At 45.1% G+C, this 19,086-nt stretch carries 15 protein-coding genes and 4 tRNA genes; 14 read left to right on the forward strand and 5 right to left on the reverse strand.

What is annotated here, in order from left to right; all coding sequences use genetic code 11:
* Nucleotides 1-245: 245 nt before the first annotated feature.
* Nucleotides 246-1,184 carry a ribose-phosphate pyrophosphokinase gene (locus HMPREF9420_RS11715; RefSeq protein ID WP_007135930.1) on the reverse strand — a complete coding sequence of 313 codons (939 nt, stop codon included), beginning with the start codon at nt 1,182-1,184 and terminating at the stop codon, nt 246-248.
* Between the two features lie 340 nt (nt 1,185-1,524).
* On the opposite strand from HMPREF9420_RS11715, the gene nspC reads away from it, so the two are divergent.
* The 10 genes from nspC to HMPREF9420_RS11770 all read left to right on the forward strand — a co-directional run bounded on the left by nspC (nt 1,525) and on the right by HMPREF9420_RS11770 (nt 6,758).
* Nucleotides 1,525-2,688 (forward strand): carboxynorspermidine decarboxylase, encoded by a 1,164-nt coding sequence (gene nspC, locus HMPREF9420_RS11725; RefSeq protein ID WP_044079266.1) that lies wholly within the window; start codon nt 1,525-1,527, stop codon nt 2,686-2,688.
* A 109-nt stretch (nt 2,689-2,797) separates the two neighbouring features.
* Nucleotides 2,798-2,870: transfer RNA gene (locus HMPREF9420_RS11730), tRNA-Gly, on the forward strand.
* Between the two features lie 46 nt (nt 2,871-2,916).
* Nucleotides 2,917-2,998: transfer RNA gene (locus HMPREF9420_RS11735), tRNA-Leu, on the forward strand.
* A 26-nt stretch (nt 2,999-3,024) separates the two neighbouring features.
* Nucleotides 3,025-3,108: transfer RNA gene (locus tag HMPREF9420_RS11740), tRNA-Leu, on the forward strand.
* Nucleotides 3,109-3,136: 28 nt separating this feature from the next.
* A tRNA-Gly gene (locus HMPREF9420_RS11745) sits at nt 3,137-3,209 on the forward strand.
* Nucleotides 3,210-3,236: 27 nt separating this feature from the next.
* Entirely contained in the window at nt 3,237-3,782 is a 546-nt protein-coding gene (locus HMPREF9420_RS11750; RefSeq protein ID WP_007135933.1) for a hypothetical protein, read from the forward strand.
* Nucleotides 3,783-3,833: 51 nt separating this feature from the next.
* Nucleotides 3,834-4,271 carry a single-stranded DNA-binding protein gene (locus HMPREF9420_RS11755; protein WP_007135934.1) on the forward strand — a complete coding sequence of 146 codons (438 nt, stop codon included), beginning with the start codon at nt 3,834-3,836 and terminating at the stop codon, nt 4,269-4,271.
* 18 nt (nt 4,272-4,289) lie between these two features.
* Nucleotides 4,290-5,612, forward strand: coding sequence for a gliding motility-associated protein GldE (gene gldE, locus HMPREF9420_RS11760; protein WP_007135935.1), 1,323 nt, complete (start codon nt 4,290-4,292; stop codon nt 5,610-5,612).
* Nucleotides 5,613-5,615: 3 nt separating this feature from the next.
* On the forward strand, nt 5,616-6,227 hold the full coding sequence (locus HMPREF9420_RS11765) for a 4'-phosphopantetheinyl transferase family protein (protein WP_007135936.1): 612 nt from the start codon (nt 5,616-5,618) through the stop codon (nt 6,225-6,227).
* A 153-nt stretch (nt 6,228-6,380) separates the two neighbouring features.
* Nucleotides 6,381-6,758 (forward strand): YccF domain-containing protein, encoded by a 378-nt coding sequence (locus HMPREF9420_RS11770; RefSeq protein ID WP_044078962.1) that lies wholly within the window; start codon nt 6,381-6,383, stop codon nt 6,756-6,758.
* 321 nt (nt 6,759-7,079) lie between these two features.
* Here HMPREF9420_RS11770 and HMPREF9420_RS11775 read toward each other — a convergent pair whose 3' ends face one another.
* Nucleotides 7,080-7,922 (reverse strand): patatin-like phospholipase family protein, encoded by an 843-nt coding sequence (locus HMPREF9420_RS11775; RefSeq protein ID WP_007135938.1) that lies wholly within the window; start codon nt 7,920-7,922, stop codon nt 7,080-7,082.
* Nucleotides 7,923-8,025: 103 nt separating this feature from the next.
* Between HMPREF9420_RS11775 and HMPREF9420_RS11780 the strand changes: the two genes are divergently transcribed.
* From HMPREF9420_RS11780 to HMPREF9420_RS11795, 4 genes are all read left to right on the forward strand, one after another.
* On the forward strand, nt 8,026-9,426 hold the full coding sequence (locus HMPREF9420_RS11780) for an aminopeptidase P family protein (protein ID WP_007135939.1): 1,401 nt from the start codon (nt 8,026-8,028) through the stop codon (nt 9,424-9,426).
* A 153-nt stretch (nt 9,427-9,579) separates the two neighbouring features.
* Nucleotides 9,580-10,785: a C1 family peptidase gene (locus tag HMPREF9420_RS11785; RefSeq protein WP_007135940.1), complete on the forward strand. Its 1,206-nt coding sequence runs from the start codon at nt 9,580-9,582 to the stop codon at nt 10,783-10,785.
* Nucleotides 10,786-10,957: 172 nt separating this feature from the next.
* Nucleotides 10,958-12,709 (forward strand): single-stranded-DNA-specific exonuclease RecJ, encoded by a 1,752-nt coding sequence (gene recJ / locus HMPREF9420_RS11790; protein ID WP_007135941.1) that lies wholly within the window; start codon nt 10,958-10,960, stop codon nt 12,707-12,709.
* 9 nt (nt 12,710-12,718) lie between these two features.
* Entirely contained in the window at nt 12,719-14,614 is a 1,896-nt protein-coding gene (locus tag HMPREF9420_RS11795; RefSeq protein WP_007135942.1) for a RecQ family ATP-dependent DNA helicase, read from the forward strand.
* 391 nt (nt 14,615-15,005) lie between these two features.
* Here HMPREF9420_RS11795 and HMPREF9420_RS11800 read toward each other — a convergent pair whose 3' ends face one another.
* The 3 genes from HMPREF9420_RS11800 to queC all read right to left on the reverse strand — a co-directional run bounded on the left by HMPREF9420_RS11800 (nt 15,006) and on the right by queC (nt 19,081).
* Nucleotides 15,006-16,553, reverse strand: coding sequence for a Gfo/Idh/MocA family protein (locus HMPREF9420_RS11800; RefSeq protein ID WP_007135944.1), 1,548 nt, complete (start codon nt 16,551-16,553; stop codon nt 15,006-15,008).
* A gap of 292 nt (nt 16,554-16,845) precedes the next feature.
* Nucleotides 16,846-18,096 (reverse strand): phosphoglycerate kinase, encoded by a 1,251-nt coding sequence (locus tag HMPREF9420_RS11805; protein ID WP_007135945.1) that lies wholly within the window; start codon nt 18,094-18,096, stop codon nt 16,846-16,848.
* A gap of 331 nt (nt 18,097-18,427) precedes the next feature.
* A complete protein-coding gene (gene queC, locus HMPREF9420_RS11810) occupies nt 18,428-19,081 on the reverse strand; it encodes a 7-cyano-7-deazaguanine synthase QueC (protein WP_007135946.1) in 654 nt (217 codons plus the stop codon).
* Nucleotides 19,082-19,086 lie beyond the last annotated feature (5 nt).

The following is a 19,086-nucleotide window of genomic DNA, read 5'->3' on the forward strand; positions in this document are numbered from 1 at the left end:
GGACAATGCAAAAGTAAATAAAAATGCAATGTAAACCAATACCTATTTCTCGGTAAATTGTTATGAAAAAGGAGGTCATCTCTACTGATTCATTGCGTGAATTGGTAGAGATTGCGTGAGGAAAAGAGGGGCAAAATAGCGTTGAAAAAGATTAGGTGAGTTGTGGTTTACGGAGGGATAGAATTAAAAAAGCGGAGAGATGCATGGTGCATTTCTCCGCTTGATGTCATATCGGAATTTTAATCTTATACCAAATATTGTGATGAGATGCTCTCGTTGTCTACCACACGGCGAATGGTTTCGGCAAACATGTCGGCAACAGAGAGTTGCTTTACCTTTGCACTGCGGTGAGAGTAGGGGATGGAGTCGGTGAAGATAATCTCTTCGAGGGCTGAATTCTGCACACGTTCTGAGGCCGGACCGCTCATGACGCAGTGGGACGCACAGGCGCGTACAGTCTTTGCACCGGCTTCTTTCATGATGTCGGCAGCCTTAGTAATGGTGCCTGCTGTGTCAACCATATCGTCGACGATGACAACATTCTTGTCTTTCACGTCACCGATAATCTGCATTGTGGCCACGACATTGGCGCGGGCGCGGGTCTTGTTGCATAGAACGAGTGGGCAACCTAAGTATTTTGCATAGGTGTTGGCACGCTTTGAGCCACCTACGTCAGGTGAAGCGATGACGAGATCTTTTAGATGTAGGCTTTGCAAATAGGGCAAAAGGACGCCTGATGCATAGAGGTGATCTACGGGAACATCAAAGAATCCCTGAATCTGGTCAGCGTGTAGATCCATCGTGATGACGCGGTCGATGCCGGCAACACTCAGTAAGTCGGCCACAAGTTTTGCGCCGATGCTGACACGAGGCTTGTCTTTTCTGTCTTGACGTGCCCAACCAAAGTAGGGGATTACAGCGATGATGTGACGGGCAGAAGCGCGTTTGGCTGCATCAATCATCAGCAACAGTTCCATGAGGTTGTCTGAATTGGGGAAGGTACTCTGTACCAAGAATACGTCACGGCCACGGATTGACTCCTCATAAGACACTGCAAACTCACCATCAGAGAACTTTGTTACCACCAAGTTTCCAAGTGGACAACCTAAGCTGGCACAAATCTTTTCTGCAAGGTAGCGTGTGTTTGTACCCGAGAAAACCAAAAAAGAGTTATTTTCACTCATTTCTATTAGTGTTTATATTAATAAGTTTATTTGCTGTTTCGTTAAGAATCGGTGTGTGGGAGAATCGTTTTCGGGGTTGGATATAGCCCATTTCAAACGATTATCCCCTTGTGTTGTAGGGTTCAAATAAGTTGTTTGGAAGAAGCAAAGAGCCTTTACGCCCTTGTGGAGCATCGGCAAGCGTCGCGCTCTTTTTATGTTTGTTGTGGGGCTTTCCAACCAAGTGGGCTTCATTGCGTTTCTTCTTTGATGATGCAAATGTATGAAAATTCTATCAAACAAGCAATTATATCCGCGTAAAAAGTTACCTTTGCATCACGAACTTTTATTTTTAGGAATGATGAAATTAAACCTCGATACATTTTCAGGGATTAGTAAACCGATATATATTCTTGAGGAAGCACGGTTGCGTCGCAATCTAAACCTTATTAAAGATGTGGCGCGTGAGGCTGATGTTGAAGTGATTTTGGCGTTCAAGGCCTATGCGCTTTGGAAGACCTTTCCCATTTTTCGGGAGTATATTCGTGCCACAACAGCGAGTTCTTTGTCAGAAGCTCGGTTGGCTTTTGAGGAGTTTGGCAGTAAGGCGCACACCTTTTCTCCGGCATATACCGACTATGAGATTGACGAAATTGCCCGCTTGTCGAGTCATCTTCAGTTCAATTCGCTGACTCAGTATGCGCGTTATCATGAGCGGGTGCGCAAAGAAAATGCCACCATTAGTCTTGGATTGCGCATCAATCCGGAGTATTCAGAGGTGGGAACCGACCTTTATAATCCTTGTGCTCCAGGCACTCGGTTTGGTATTACGGCTGATAAGTTGCCCGAAACGCTGCCTGCTGACATTGAAGGTTTCCATTGTCATTGCCATTGTGAGAGTGGGGCGGAGACCTTTGAACGCACTCTTCAGCATATAGAAGCAAAGTTTTCGCGGTGGTTTTCACAATTGAAGTGGATTAATTTTGGTGGTGGTCATCTCATGACACGCAATGATTATGACACGATGTTGCTGGTAGATGTGCTGCAAAAATTCCGTCAACGATATCCTTGGTTGAAGGTAATCTTGGAACCAGGAAGTGCATTTGCCTGGCAGACGGGCCCCTTGGTGAGTCAGGTTGTGGATGTGGTTGAAGACCGAGGGATAAAGACTGTCATCCTGAATGTTAGCTTTACATGCCACATGCCCGATTGTTTGGAGATGCCTTATTTTCCAGTTGTGCGTGGCGCAAAACACATAGCTCAAGACAATCACCATTCACCTTATATATATAGGCTTGGTGGAAACTCATGTCTTAGTGGTGATTTTATGGGTTATTGGGAGTTTGATCATGCACCGCAAGTGGGAGAAAATGTGATATTTGAAGACATGCTGCATTATACAACGGTGAAAACCAATATGTTTAATGGCATCTCTCATCCCGCCATTGGTATCGCTCGTCTTGATGGAACGCTTGAAATCTTGCGCGAATATGGTTATGAAGATTATCATGAGCGAATGGATTGAGGTCTATTTGTGATATTTTCTTCAAAAAAACGCAGTAAAAGTTTGCTGATTAAAAAAAAAGTCTTACCTTTGCACCGCATTTAGAGAAATGCTCCTGCAAAGGATAATTGCGGAAATAGCTCAGTTGGTAGAGCACGACCTTGCCAAGGTCGGGGTCGCGGGTTCGAGTCCCGTTTTCCGCTCATACATTCTGAATAAAACATTAAGAAGAATGTTTCTTCGATGCCTGCCCAGGTGGCGGAATTGGTAGACGCGCACGTTTCAGGTGCGTGTGTTTCACGACGTGCAGGTTCGAGTCCTGTTCTGGGCACATTATTCAGAATGCATTTACATGTCGGAGAGGTGGCGGAATTGGTAGACGCGCTACTTTGAGGGGGTAGTGTCAATTGTGACGTGGGAGTTCGAGTCTCCTCCTCTTCACACGTAAATAAGGCTTTTTTATTTCTCTGCGGAAATAGCTCAGTTGGTAGAGCACGACCTTGCCAAGGTCGGGGTCGCGGGTTCGAGTCCCGTTTTCCGCTCTTTTTCTAAGGGAAACATACACATCAATGAATTTATATTTAAGATATTTTGATCGCGAAACGCTTGTTCCAAATGTGGAAGAGGCGCTTGATTTTTTAAGCTCTATACCCGAAATAGGAATGAATCCGGATTTAGAGGCAGACATACGCGACTATGTTGCCAGTGATGTTTGCTATCCGAAACGTTATAAAGTGCGTCAACGTGTCTACTTCATCATTATTAAAACAATGGCTGCTACGATGGCTGATTTCAAAGAGAAGAAGGCTGTTCGCCCCGTTGCTCCTGTCATTGATAAGCATGAATTGGCTGCATCGGCCATGACACGACTCACTGAAATGCAGCCGGGATGGTATGAAGGTACACTCGATTTCAAGCGTGTTGTCATGGTTCCTACCACAGGCAAGCACGAATATCGCGACACTCACTTCGTTGCTCAGTGCAAAGCTAACTCAGGACAAGATTGTTATGCTCGCATTGTTGACTATCTGCGCAGCCGTGTAGACAGTCGTTCGCAATTCCCTTCTGCCAAAGGAAAGAACTTTCATTTCAAGTATCTTGGCATGTGGAAGTAGGCTTTTGCCGCATGATTTCCGTCATTTCAACCCTTAAACTCATAGACAACGATGAATAAAGTGATGCTCATTGGAAACGTTGGAAAAGAACCCGACGTGCGTTATTACGACCAAGACCAGGCGGTGGCTACGTTTTCATTGGCCACAACAGAGCGAGGCTACACGCTACAAAATGGTACTAAGGTGCCCGATCACACCGATTGGCACACTGTTATGGCGTGGCGTGGCTTGGCAAAAATCGTTGAAAAGTATGTGCATAAAGGGGATAAACTCTATATAGAAGGCCGAATCCGTTACCGCAGTTATGACGATCAGAAAGGTCAGCGACGCTTTGTTACGGAGATTCTTGCCGAGAATATGGAGCTGCTTACCCCCAGACCGGTCGCTAATGAAACGTCTGCAGGACAATCAACTGCAGCCGATCAAACGCAACAAACCAACCAACGGGAGGCTGAAAACACGCCCGATGACGGAGGTTTACCATTTTAGTAGTTAAAAAAACAACTTTTGGATATTACCACTTTTATTGAATCTTTTGCAGATGTGACGTTCCAATCACCTTCGATTGGAGTCGTTTTCTGTATGCTGCTGACAGTAGTTTTATTGTTAGCCTCGGGATTTGCCAGTGGTTCTGAAATCGCTTTCTTCAGTCTTTCGCCATCCGATATTTCAGAACTTTCACCCGAACACAATGTGAAAGACCGCAACATCGACATCCTTTGCGAGGATAGTGAGCGCACACTTGCTGCTATTCTGATTACAAACAACTTCGTCAATGTGACGATTATCATGCTTTGTAATCTGATTTTCAACTCAATTGTGCACTTCGGACCTAAGGCGCAGTGGCTTGAATTCATTGTGTTGACAGTGCTGTTAACGTTTCTGTTGCTGCTCTTTGGCGAGATAATGCCCAAGGTTTACAGCCGACAGAACGCACTGAAATTCTGCCGTTTTGCCGTTGGAGGCGTGCTCTTCATTCGCAAACTCTTTTGGCCTTTAGAGACGATTCTCATCAAAAGTGGCGTCTATGCCGAAAAGATTATGCAGCAAAAGAACCGCCAACTCAGTGTGGATGACCTTGAACAGGCGCTTGAACTCACCGACAAAGACGATATAAAAGACGAACAAAGCATGCTGCAAGGCATCATTCGCTTTGGCGACGAGACGGCCAAAGAGGTCATGACCTCAAGACAAGACATTGTGAATCTTGACATTCGAAGCAGCTTTTCGGATGTCTTGAAGTGTATTGTTGAGAATAATTACAGCCGCATCCCTGTCTATCAGGACAACAGCGACAATATTCGAGGCGTACTTTACATTAAAGACTTGCTGCCTCATTTGTCAAAAACCGACGCCTTCCGCTGGCAAAGTCTCATCCGGCCGCCTTATTTCGTGCCCGAAACGAAAAAGATTGACGACCTGCTTCGCGAGTTCCAAGAGAATAAAGTGCATATCGCCATCGTCGTAGATGAATATGGTGGCACGAGCGGTTTGGTCACTTTAGAGGATATTTTGGAGGAGATTGTCGGCGAAATCAACGACGAATTTGACGAAGAAGAGAAGTTCTATACGAAACTAAACTATAATACATATATCTTCAAAGGCAAGGTTTTGCTGGCTGATTTCTGTAGGATTCTGAATCTTGATGACGACGAATTTGATGAGGTTGAGGGCGATGCTGACTCGCTTGCTGGCTTACTTTTAGAGTTGAAAGGCGACTTCCCAAGCGCTCATGAGAAGATAGAATATGAGAATTTCACGTTCGAAATCCTCGCGATTGAAGAGCGTAGAATCGCAAAAGTGAAGGTTACGATTCACCAAAAAAACTAAACCATGCCATTGCTTTTCGTGAAAAGTCTGGACAAAGACGTGCGATTGGGCGTGTGGAAGATAGAAGAAGACGTTGATGTTTTTCTTACTTCGCAGGCCGAAATGCACACCATCTTTCAGCAAGAGATTGCTGCATACAAGAGCCTGGCACGGCGTTTAGAGAAACTTGCGGTCTATTCGCTGCTGTGGAACATGGTCAACGATTGTCCAATCATCACGCATAATGCCGATGGAAAGCCCTTTGTTCAAGGATGGAACATCAGCATCAGTCACACCAAAGGCTACGCTGCCATCATGGTTTCGCCTCATTCTGAGGTGGCCGTTGACATAGAATATCGCAGCAATCGCGTCAGTCGCATAGCCCATCGCTTTATGCGCGACGACGAAATGCAGGCAGAGGTCACGGCACAATTGGTGAATTGGTGTGCCAAAGAAACGCTTTATAAATACTATTCCGCTCAAAATCTTCAGTATTTTGATATGAGGGTAACGCTCGATAACAGTGCGATGACGCATTGTTTCATTGAGAATTTGAAGGTAAACACACGTCATCAGGTGGAAATAAACGTAACCGATGACTATGTGTTGACCTATGTGGTGGGGAATGAAAAATAGGTTAGGATAACCCAAAAGGCGTGTTTATATGCGAAGAAAAAGCCTGTTTTTCATTCCCTGTGTGCAGGAATGAGGCACAAACCCCTTCTGTTTTGTTTTGTCGTTCAGCCTTTTTTTAATATCTTTGTCCGACATAACACGAAACATTACAACATGAAACTTCTTGGAAATATCATTTGGTTGGTCTTTGGCGGATTTGGAATTGCCGTCGAATATTTTGTGTCTTCGTTGCTGATGATGGTCACAATCATCGGCATTCCGTTTGGTTTTGCCACCCTGAAACTTGGTATTCTTGCCCTGTGGCCCTTTGGTTCACACGTGGTCAGCAAGCCTCAGGACAGCGGTTGTCTTAGCATGATTATGAATATGCTGTGGTTTTTCGTCGGTGGTTTTTGGATTGCACTGACTCATCTCGGCTTCGGCCTGTTGCTGTGCATCACAATCGTGGGGATTCCTTGGGGCAAGATGCATTTCCGCTTGATGGGCTTGGCTTTGGCTCCGTTTGGTAAAGAAATCGTAGACAACGCCTAAGCCTCATGCTAAGGCGGTCATTTCATGCGCTAAAAGCTATCAAAAGGGGAGATGAAATGGCCTCCGTCAGTGCGTGAAAGCTTAGCTTTCGCGGTGAAGTTTGCGCCTGATTCGTAGGTTCATTCGGCGTGAAAAAAGTATGGCGAAACGCCTGGTGCATCATGAAAAAATGCCAAGAATGACTTAAAAACAAGCCGGCAGACTCATGAAAAAACGCTTAGTGCATCATGAAAAACCGCCTGTCGCAGTATGGGAAAACGCTTGGTGCATCATGAAATAGCGAAAGATGCGAATAAAGATAAAGGAAAAGGCCTGCTGACGCTATAAATTTTCCTGTATAAACTGCTCTCCGAGTGCGAATCCTTCCTCATAGAGGCGCTCAAGTTTCATCACATCATTTTCGATTCTTCCCACCTCCATAGGGCGCAACGGGCGAATACACGTGATGCGACCTTCGGCTTCCAAGCGGTCGATGAGATCCATTTGAGCATTATAAACCTTAAGACGATGGCTCAAAGCCACGCGCAATCGTGGATAGTTTTTATAGATAAAAGCCGGAACTTTGCGGTCTTTTCCAGTGTCGCGCCAGCCCTTGTTGCGCGTCAGGATAACCACATTGTGCTCGTGTCCGGTTTCAATTGCTCGGTGAATAGGGATGCTATCGACGATGCCTCCATCGAGCATGGGAAGCCCATCAACGTTGACAATCTTACTCACGAAAGGCAAACTGCTCGATGCCTTGACAATATCGAGCGAACGTTGGCGGTCGTGTGCCTCGCTGAGATACATCGCTTGACCGGTCAAACAATTTGTTGTGACCATTTCAAAACTTTGAGAATGTTTGAAATATTCATCGAAATCAAATGGTAAAAGCTCATTGGGAAACTTGTCGTAGAGCAACTCTTGGTCGAAGATGCAACCCTGAGTGACGAGGTGACGCAGTCCAATGTAACGGTAACGGGCCAGATAATCAATGTTCGAAACACGCGCACGGCGGGGTTGACGGCTCACATAACTCATGCCGTTACAAGCTCCTGCCGAAACCGCCACAATGTATTTGAAGTATAGATTGTGTTTCATGAATGCGTCGAGCACACCACTTGTGAACACTCCTCGCATGCCGCCGCCCTCGAGAACAAGTCCTGTTTTGCCGTTAATCTTCATGATTTACTGATAAATTTTCACTATTTCGCTTAATTTTCTTGCAAAGATAGCATTTTAATCTCAAAATTGTGTAACTTTGTAGGCAAATTAAATAATAAAAGATATGTTTGATACAGCCACATATAAAAGACGCCGCGACGAGCTGAAAAAGCTTGTTAAGGAAGGCATCATCATTCTATTTGGAAACAATGAGTCACCGGCTAACTTCCCAAACAATGGGTATTTTCCTTTCCGTCAGGACTCTTCTTTCCTTTATTATTATGGACTTCAGCGCGATGGACTTGTTGGAGTAATCGACATCGACAATGATAAAGACCTCTTGATAGGCAATGATATCGACATCGAAGACATCGTTTGGTATGGTTCTGTGGATAGCATGGAAGAGATGAGACAGCGTTGTGGTGCTTCAGAAACCTTGCCGATGCGGGCATTGAAGACCGTATGCAACGAGGCATTAAGCAAACATCGCAAGATACATTTCCTGCCTCCATATCGTCATGACATAAAGATTCAAATCTTTGACCTATTGGGTGTGCATCCGATTCAGCAGAAAGAGGCTGCCAGTATGACGCTAATCAAGGCAGTGGTTAAGATGCGTTCGGTGAAAGAACCGCAAGAAATTGAGGAGTTAGAACGTGCAGCTGTCATAGGATATAAGATGCATACCACGGCCATGCGACTAACAAAACCTGGGGTAACCGAGAAGTTTGTAAGCGGACAAGTGGATGGTATTGCCCACTCTTATGGCGCAATGGTTAGTTTTCCAACCATTTATACGCAGCATGGAGAGATACTTCATGGGGCACCATCAATGAAAGAACTCGAAGCCGGACGCCTCGTTTTGTGCGATGCAGGCGCAGAAACCATCAACAACTATTGTAGCGACAACACACGAACAATGCCTGTTGACGGCAAGTTTACACAGCGTCAGTTGGATATCTACAGCATTGTTGAGGCCTGCCATGACCATACTTTAGACGTGGCTAAGCCTGGTGTGAAGTATGCCGACGTGCATTTCAACGTATGCCGCCTGATGTTTGACCGCCTGAAAGAACTCGGCTTGACCAAAGGCGACACCGAAGAGGCCGTGCGTGCTGGTGCACATGCGCTGTTCATGCCCCACGGATTGGGCCACATGATGGGTATGGATGTGCACGATATGGAAAGCTTTGACCAAGTCAATGTAGGCTTTGATGAAGAAACAAGGCCTAATCTTGAGCAGTTTGGAACCAATAATCTGCGCATGGGTAGACGTTTGGAAGAAGGCTTTGTCGTTACAGACGAGCCGGGAATCTACTTCATTCCAGCCCTCATCGACGATTGGAAGGCAAAGAAACATTGTGCAGAATTCCTCAACTTTGATAAGCTCGAAGCTTATAAAGACTTTGGAGGCATCCGTATAGAAGACGACGTGTTGATCACGAAAGACGGCTGCCGCTTTATTGGAAAAGACCGCATTCCTTATCATCCCAAGGATGTTGAGGAGTTTATGGCCGACAATTAAGCGCGTGAAGCGATTCAAAACAGCGCATGAAGTGATTCAAAACGGCGCGAGAAATGAATCAAATCGGCGGATGAAGTGATTCAAAACAGCATGAGAAAAATTAAAAAACAACGTGAGAGAAAATTCATAATAACAACATTTCAACTGGATTAAATGAGAAAATTATTAGTGATGGCGCTCCTTGCCGTGGTGGCATTGAACGTTAATGCAGAAGAGAAGAAAGCAGAAAAGAGTAATGCGAACAAACCTGTTTTCACTGTTATCAAGGAAAACAAGATTACAAGCATTAAGAACCAAAGCCGTAGTGGCACATGTTGGGACTATTCAACACTGAGCTTTTTGGAGGCCGAGATTCTGAAAAAAACGGGAAAAACGTATGACTTATGTGAGGCTTTTGTAGCCAATAAGACTTATTTCGACCGTGCAGTACAAGTGGTTCGCATGCATGGCGACTGCCAGTTTGCACAGGGAGGTAGTGCATACGACCCCATCTATTGTTTGAAACACTATGGCATTTGCCCTGAAGACGCTATGCCATTGCCTGGTACGCTCTATGGAGATTCACTCAATAACTTCAACGAATTCTTTGATGTGATGACTCCTTATGTGTTGTCTGTAGCTAAATCTAAGACTGATAAACTCTCTTCTCAGTGGAAGGTTGCGTTGCATGGAATCATCGATGCCTACCTCGGTAAATGCCCAGAGAAGTTCACTTATCAGGGAAAGAGCTACACACCGATGTCATTTGCACAGAGCTTGGAAATCAATCCAGACGATTATGAAAGCTTCACAAGCTACACACACCACCCATTCTGGACCGCTTTTGCTGTTGAGGTGCAAGACAATTGGCGCAACCCATTGTCATGGAACCTACCTCTTGACGACATGATGCGCATCATTGACAATGCCGTAATGAATGGTTACACCGTTGCTTGGGGTGGAGATGTTTCGGAACCAGGCTTTACTCGTGATGGCTTGGCATACTCTATTGACGCTAAAAAGGCACAAAGCCTGAGCGGAAGTGATATGGCACACTGGCTGAAACTCACGAAAACAGAAAAGAAAAACGTGCTCGACTCATTAGGATGCAAGGTTCCTGAGGTTACACCTACACAGAAACTGCGTCAAGAGCGCTTTGATAACTGGGAGCTAACTGACGACCATGGTATGCTGATTTATGGTATTGCTAAGGACCAAAATGGCAAAGAATACTACATGGTGAAGAACTCTTGGGGCGAAACAGGAGATTATAAAGGCATCTGGTATATGACAAAGAACTACATCGCTAATAACACAATGGATTTTATTGTCAATAAAAATGCAGTGCCAAAAGACATTCGTAAGAAGCTCGGTATCTAAGCTTTGAATCATAAAGAATTAGAAAGCACAATTGGAAAAAAAACTTCCGGTTGTGCTTTTTTATTGTTTTTATTTCGTATCTTTGGGCACGGATTGGTGTAATGAAACATGAAAAATCCGCTGGTATGCCTCTTGGTATACCCTCATTCAGAAGAAAATAAAAACGATATAAATGCATTTTAAATGGAATTACGAACCACCAACACCACAAGAAAAGCAGGCATCAGATGAGCTTTCGGGCAAGTTGGGCATTCATCCCATACTTGCACAGCTGCTGATAAGGCGCGGAATAACGACAGAATCGGCTGCAAAACGATTCTTCCGACCGCAATTAGCCGACCTGATTAATCCGTTCTTGATGAAAGATATGGATGTCGCGGTGGATCGACTCAATGATGCTATGGGCCGAAAGGAACGTATTTTGGTCTATGGAGACTATGATGTCGATGGATGTACTGCCGTGGCTTTGGTGTATAAGTTTCTGCAACAGTTCTATTCAAACATTGATTATTACATCCCCGATCGCTATGATGAGGGCTATGGGGTGAGTGAAAAGGGAATAGCTTATGCAAAGGAAACGGGTGTAAAACTCATCATTATATTAGATTGTGGCATTAAAGCAATTCAGGAAATTGCCTTAGCAAAGTCGCTCGGTATAGACTTTATCATCTGTGACCACCATGTCCCGGATGAGGAAATGCCGCCGGCTGTTGCCATCCTTAACCCTAAACGGCCTGATGACAGCTATCCTTTCAAGTCGCTTTGTGGCTGTGGAGTAGGCTTCAAGTTTATGCAAGGATGGGCTAAGAACAACGGAATTCCGTTCTCACGGCTTATTCCTTTGCTCGACTTTTGTGCCGTTTCGATTGCTGCAGACCTTGTTCCTGTCACCGATGAAAACCGCATTTTGGCCTTCCACGGGCTTAAACAACTCAACCAAAACCCAAGTATCGGCTTGAAAGCTATTATCGATATATGCGGTCTAAACGGCCGAGAGTTGTCGATGAGTGACATCATTTTCAGGATTGGTCCACGCATAAATGCCTCTGGACGCATGGAGAATGGAAAGGAAAGTGTTGACCTTTTGGTTGAAAAAGACTATAATATAGCGCTCAAAAAGGCTAAGCACATCGATGAATACAACGAGCAACGCAAGGACATTGATAAGCAGATGACCGAAGAAGCCAATGTGATTGTCTCAAAACTTGAAAGCCAAAAACATCACTCCAGCATCGTTTTATATGATGAAAACTGGAAAAAAGGCGTCATAGGGATTGTTGCTTCGCGACTAACGGAAATCTATTTCCGCCCTACAGTGGTGCTAACACGCGACGGAGATCTGGCTACTGGCTCGGCACGCAGCGTTACGGGATTCGATGTTTACGCGGCTATCAAGCACTGCCGAGACTTGTTGATGAACTTCGGTGGACATACTTATGCGGCTGGTTTGACGCTACGTTGGGATGATATTCCGTTGTTCCGCAAGAAGTTTCAGCAGTATGTAGAAGACCATATCGCCCCCGAACTGACGGAAGCAACCATTAATCTCGATGCAAAACTTGACTTTAAAGACATCACAAAGAAGCTATTCAACGACTTAAAACGCTTTGCTCCCTTCGGACCTGAATGCACTAAACCGCTCTTTTTCACGCAAGGCGTCTATGATTATGGTACGAGTAAGGTCGTGGGACGCGAGCAAGAACACATCAAACTCGAACTCGTTGACTCTAAATCAAGCACGGTTGTCAATGGCATTGCCTTTGGACAAAGTGGTTCTGTGCGTTATATCAAGAGCAAACGCGCCTTTGATATTGCCTACACTATTGAGGCAAATGTGTTTAAACGCAATCAAGTGCAGTTGCAGATTGAAGATATTCGTCCTGAAGAAGAACACCCACAAGCGGCTCTTCCGACTGAGGAGTAGTGACAACACATGGAATATCGGCAGCTGTTGCAGCAGTACTGGGGGTATAATGACTTTCGAGGCATTCAGAAAGACATTATCCATAGCATAGGCGAAGGACGCGACACCTTGGGACTTATGCCTACGGGCGGAGGTAAATCTATCACGTTTCAGGTGCCAGCCTTAGCCAAAGAGGGAGTTTGTATCGTTGTAACTCCCCTCATAGCCCTGATGAAAGACCAGGTGGATCATCTGCTTCAACGGGGCATAAAGGCTGCCGCCATCTACTCAGGCATGACGCGTCAGGAGATCATCAAGACGCTTGAGAACGCTGTTTTCGGTGGATTGAAGTTGCTTTATGTGTCTCCTGAACGGCTCTTTTCCGAACTTTTCCTGTCTAAATTCCGCCACATGCACGTCAGCTTCATCACGGTTGATGAGGCACATTGCATCAGTCAGTGGGGTTACGACTTTCGACCTTCCTATCTACACATTGCAGAACTGCGCAAGATTAAGCCCGAAGTGCCCATCCTTGCGCTTACCGCTACGGCGACAACTGACGTTGTTGACGACATCCAGGAACGTTTAAACTTCAGGGCGAAGAATGTCTTTCGCATGAGTTTTCAACGCGAAAACCTCTGTTATGTTGTTAGAATTGCATCAGACAAAGAGGCGGAACTCATCCACATCTTGCAGGCGGTGCAGGGCAGTGCCATTGTATATGTGCGCAGTAGAAAGCGTACAAAGGAGATTGCTCAACTGCTCAAAGACAATGATATCAAAGCAACCTTCTATCATGCTGGCTTAGAACATTTCACGAAAGACATCCGACAGCAAGACTGGCAGCGTGATAACACTCGCGTAATGGTAGCTACCAATGCCTTCGGTATGGGCATTGATAAGCCCGATGTGAGGGTGGTTATCCACATGGATAGCCCAGATTCGCTCGAAGCTTATTTCCAAGAGGCAGGTCGTGCGGGGCGAGATGGCAAGAAAGCCTATGCTGTTTTGCTCTATAACTCGGCCGATGCGCGCAAACTTCATAAGCGTATTGGAGATAATTTCCCTGAAAAAGACGAGATTCGTAAGGTCTATGATTCGCTCGCTTACTATTATCAGATTGGTGTAGGAAGCGGGGGTGGGCACACGTTTTCATTCAACATTGCGGAGTTTTGCAGTGCCTATCATCTCTCACTGACGCTGACCGATGCTTCGCTTCGCATCATTGAGCGACTGGGTTACATTCTTTATGAGAATGATCCCAATAATAGTGCGCGACTCATGTTCCTGTTATCGCGCAATCAACTCTATCTGTTGGACAACCTTAGTCAGAGAGAAGACCTCGTCATTGATGCCTTAATGCGCCTTTATGGAGGGCTTTTCAACGACTATGTCTATATTGATGAGCAGCTCATTGCACAAAGAACAGGGCTCACTCCACAGCAGCTTTATCTCATCTTAAAGAACCTTAATGCGCGTCATATCCTGCATTTTATTCCACAGCGCAAGATGCCTTACATCAATTTTCTACGCAGTAGGGTAGACGGCGAGCAATTGGTGATAGGGAAAGCTGTGTATGAAGACCGCAAAAAGGAGTTTGAAAAACGTATCCAAGCCGTTATTGCCTATGCCGAAAATGACAAGATTTGTCGCAGCAGACAATTGCTTCGATACTTTGGAGAGACTGACTCGGAGGATTGCGGACGATGTGATGTGTGTCTTGATAGGGGCCAAAAGTCGGCGAGTGAGCAAAAGATTGAGACTTGCAGGCAGGCCATTCTTGATTTTCTTTCAGACCATCAGCGTCATCATCTCACTGACCTCGATACCTTGCAGCTGCCAGAACGCCATTTGGATGAAGCCTTGGAATACCTTGTTCACGAGGAGTTGATTCAGTTGGAAGGTAGCTATCTTTGGGTGGAATAGAGGCGCTGGCGGCAGCTTTGATTTCCTTTTTCTGAACGCCCCACGCCCTTGTGCCTTGCAATCGTTATTGCGCTGATAATCAATACCATAAACTTCTCAATCAACATTGTTGTATAGGAGGTTGTGATTCTTGTCATTTTGAGCCTCCATTTGGGTGATTTTACACGGCGATATGAGCGATTTCACGCGATGATTTCAGCCATATCAAAAGGTGGATTGGTGGGATAGGGGATAAGAAAATCGTTTATCCATGCCACGCTACACTAAAAATTATCCTGCAAACAACTTTGAAACTGGGGAAAACAAAAAGCAGTGTGCCAAATGATGGATGAACCATTGGCACACTGCTTGCGATGAAATTATGCGTTTGCACAGTCACCTGTGCCTCTTTTTACTTCTTTTTGGCAGCCTTATCTACCTTTTCCCAGTATTTCTTGCCTTGCTCCTTGAGCTTCAAAGTGAAGGCAGCAGCCTCGTCGGCAGCCTTCTTTTCGTCGGCAGCACTGGCGTAAGCATGGTGGAAACCATGTATCTTGTTCCACTCACCACGGGTGAAATCGGGCACCTCTACAGGGATATTACCATTATTCATGGATATAGAACCAAGCTCAGCTAAGCAACACCACTCAGCCAAGTCATAGACGTCAATGTCTAAAGGCAAGCCATTTTGCAGACAATATACCAAGCGTGAATCCATGATGAAGTCCATTCCGCCGTGTCCACCAACTTCTTTTGCCTCCTTTTCATACTTGGCTACAATCGGACTTTCATACTTCTGAACCAGTGCATCAGCATCTTTTTGAGGAAGATATGAGTGTCCCGAGAGGTCATCTGCAGATGGAGTTACACCGGCTTTTGATAGTTCTTTTGAGGACAAAGCAAAGCCTTCGATAGGATATTTGTTAGCAAAGCCTTTGGTACCTGTTAGTTGATACATTCTGTTATAAGGCTGAGGAGTCATCACATTGTGGATAATCTCAATAACTTTTCCGTTCTCTGTGCTGATGAGTGTAGTCGTTTGGTCACCATTTTTGAAGTCATTGCACTTCTCACCAGACATCTGTTCAACGTGCATTTTGCCGTTAACCGATTTAGTATCCATGGCGATAAGCGTCTTCATTCGGTCGCCTCTGTGGATATCCAAGACTTGAGCGATAGGGCCTAAGCCGTGAGTTGCATAGACGTCTCCACGGTGTTTCATGTTATAATCAAGTCTCCAGCCGAGCTTATCTTGTGGACCTTGTTTCCAATATGCATTCCAGAAGGGAGTCAAATCGTGGCGGTATGCACCCTGAGCATAAAGGATTTCGCCGAAGACTCCTTTCTGTGCCATGTTCAAAGCGTTAAGTTCGAAGAAGTCATAACAGCAGTTTTCCAACATCATGCAATGTAATCTCTTCTTCTCAGAAAGGTTGATAAGTTCCCAGATTTCAGCCATATTCATCGCTGCTGGCACTTCAATGGCCACGTGTTTTCCATTCAACAGGGCTTCACGGGCAACGAGAAAGTGATGCTTCCAATCGGGAGCTATGTAGACAAGATCAATGTCTTTACGTTTGCAAAGCGCTTTATAGCCGTCCTCACCTGAATAGATTGTTGCAGCAGGCATACTTGCTTTGCGAAGGAAATCCTGGCATCTTTCGGCGCGGTTTTGTTCATAATCGCACAAAGCCATTATCTGAATGCCAGGTATGTGGGTCCATCTTTCAACGGCACCAGGGCCTCTCATGCCCAAACCTACAAAGGCAACGCGCACTACTTTCAGCTTAGGTGTGACCAAGTTGAGTGCACTTTGTTGGCCAGCCTCACGTGTTGGCACTCCTGTTACAGCCTTTCCATTCATTATTTTGTAGGGCCATTTGAACTGGGCCGACACAGTTGAGGGATAGATTGCACTGCCAAGTAGACAGACAGTAGCTAATAATGTTTTTAGTTTCATGTTTTTTTGATATATGCTTTATTGTTAACAATTTGGTATTCTCAATTCCTTTTGATTACCATAGGTCGGGTGTTGCGCAATGACTCCTTATTAAAGGTGGTCGCTCATGATGACTTTCGTCCATAGGTTGAGCTTCGTTATGCATTGCGTGTGATTGAAATGGAAATGAAAAGAACAATTTTCCATACAATGAATTGCTGCGGAAGATGTTCTTTTCACTTCGTTATTAAGCATTCAAAACAACTTTTTGGTTGCCCGAATGCTCAGTAATAATGTTAAATTCAGCGTTGTATTACTCACCTTGGATAGCTGCTACACCTGGTAAAACCTTGCCTTCGATAGCCTCAAGCAGGGCACCACCGCCGGTAGAGATATAGGAAACTTGGTCTGCTAAGCCAAACTTGTTGACGCAAGCAACGGAGTCTCCACCGCCAATGAGAGAGAAAGCACCCTCTTTTGTGGCTTCAGCAACGGCCTCAGCAATAGCGCGTGAGCCGCCAGAGAAGTTGTCAAACTCGAACACTCCGGCTGGACCATTCCACAGAATTGTCTTAGATCCCTTGATTGCTGCAGCGAAAGCTTTGCGTGTTTCAGGACCAGCGTCCATGCCTTCCCAGCCATCTGGAATGTCGTTTGATGGGCAAACCTTCTGGTTAGCGTCGTTCTTGAAGTCGTCAGCAATAACAGAATCAGTGCCAAGTACCAAGTTTACATGGTTTTCTTTGGCTTTCTTGATAACGTCTAATGCAACATCAAGTTTGTCATCTTCACAGATACTCTTACCAATTTTGCCACCCTGTGCCTTGGCAAATGTATAGGTCATGCCACCACAAAGAATGAGGTTGTCAACCTTTCCGAGTAAGTTCTCGATGATACCAATCTTTGTTGATACCTTCGAACCACCCATAATAGCTGTAAATGGACGTTGAATGTTGTTGAGAACTGCGTCAACTGCCTTTACTTCTTTCTCCATAAGATAGCCTAACATCTTGTGATCTTTGTCGAAGAAGTCAGCGATAACAGCCGTCGAAGCGTGTTTACGATGCGCGGTACCAAAGGCATCCATCACGTAACAATCAGCGTAAGAAGCGAGCTTTTTGGCAAATTCCTTCTGACGAACCTTCATGTCTTTCTTAGCTTCTTCGTATTCAGGAGTACCCTTTTCTACGCCTACTGGCTTGCCCTCTTCCTCTGGATAGAAGCGCAAATTCTCTAATAACAGCGCCTCACCTGGCTTTAATGCTGCCACCTCTGCATCTGCATTAGCGCAGTCTTTGGCAAACTTTACGTCAATATTTAAGGCTTTAGAGACATTCTTTACAATCTGAGAAAGTGAGAGTTCTGGCTTTACTTTGCCCTTAGGTTTACCCATATGACTCATCATAATGAGTGCACCTCCATCGGCTAATACCTTCTTTAATGTAGGCAGAGCGCCACGAATGCGGGTGTCATCTGTTACATTTCCGTTCTCATCCAATGGGACATTGAAGTCCACACGAACGATTGCCTTCTTGCCGGCAAAGTTGAATTGTTCGATTGTCATTTTTGTTTTATGTTTTAAGTTAATATTGTTTCTCTATTACTTTACAAAGATACACTTTTCCAACCATATCAAAAAATCATTCATTAAGAATTAAGAGTTTTTCGTAGTTGAGGCCGCTCAACTGCTATATAGACTTTACAAATTCCTTTGTTTTAGTCAGGTTTTTTCATCGCTTGCCTTTCTTCTAAATGTGATTTGCGTCAAAACAGCGCGTCATTTGCATGAAATGACAGCGCCTTTTGCGTCAAAAGGTGAGGCGATTTGCGGCACATTGAAAGGCCACTTGCGGTCATGGCATGGCTGGCTTGGCATCAGCTGGTTGGCAAGAGGCTTATTCCTCATACTCCGTTGCATCGTGGATGCCTGCTTCTTGCAAGGCTTCCTTGCGCTCAATGCATGTGCCGCATTTGCCACAATGCTTTTCTCCGCCTTTATAGCAGCTCCAAGTTTCGGTATAGTCAAGGCCGAGTCGTTTGCCAATGCGTGCAATATCACCCTTCGTAATGTTTGTATAGGGCGCTTCAACACGCACATTTACAAACGTGCCTGCATTGGCGGCAGCGTCTATTGCCTGAATAAACTGGGGACGACAGTCGGGATATATCGTGTGGTCTCCACCGTGATTGGCAATCAAAACCTTTTTAAGCTGGTTGCTTTCTGCAATGCCAATCGCTATCGATAGCATGATACCATTGCGGAAAGGCACTACCGTCGACTTCATGTTCTCGTCGGCATAGTGGCCTTCGGGAATGGCTTCAGCCCCTTGAAGCAGTGAACTCTTGAAATACTGATGCATGAAATCAAGATTGATTGTAATGTGTTTGATTCCCAATCGCTTGCAATGCATCTCAGCAAATGGTATCTCTTTGGCGTTGTGATTACTGCCATAGTCGAAGCTAATGCCAAGAGCAATCTCGTCTTTTTTGTCATATAGCAGGGTGATGCTGTCCATTCCACCGCTGACAATGATAACTGAATCTTTCATTTCTC

It is taken from the genome of Segatella salivae DSM 15606, from assembly GCF_000185845.1.
Lineage (GTDB): Bacteria > Bacteroidota > Bacteroidia > Bacteroidales > Bacteroidaceae > Prevotella > Prevotella salivae.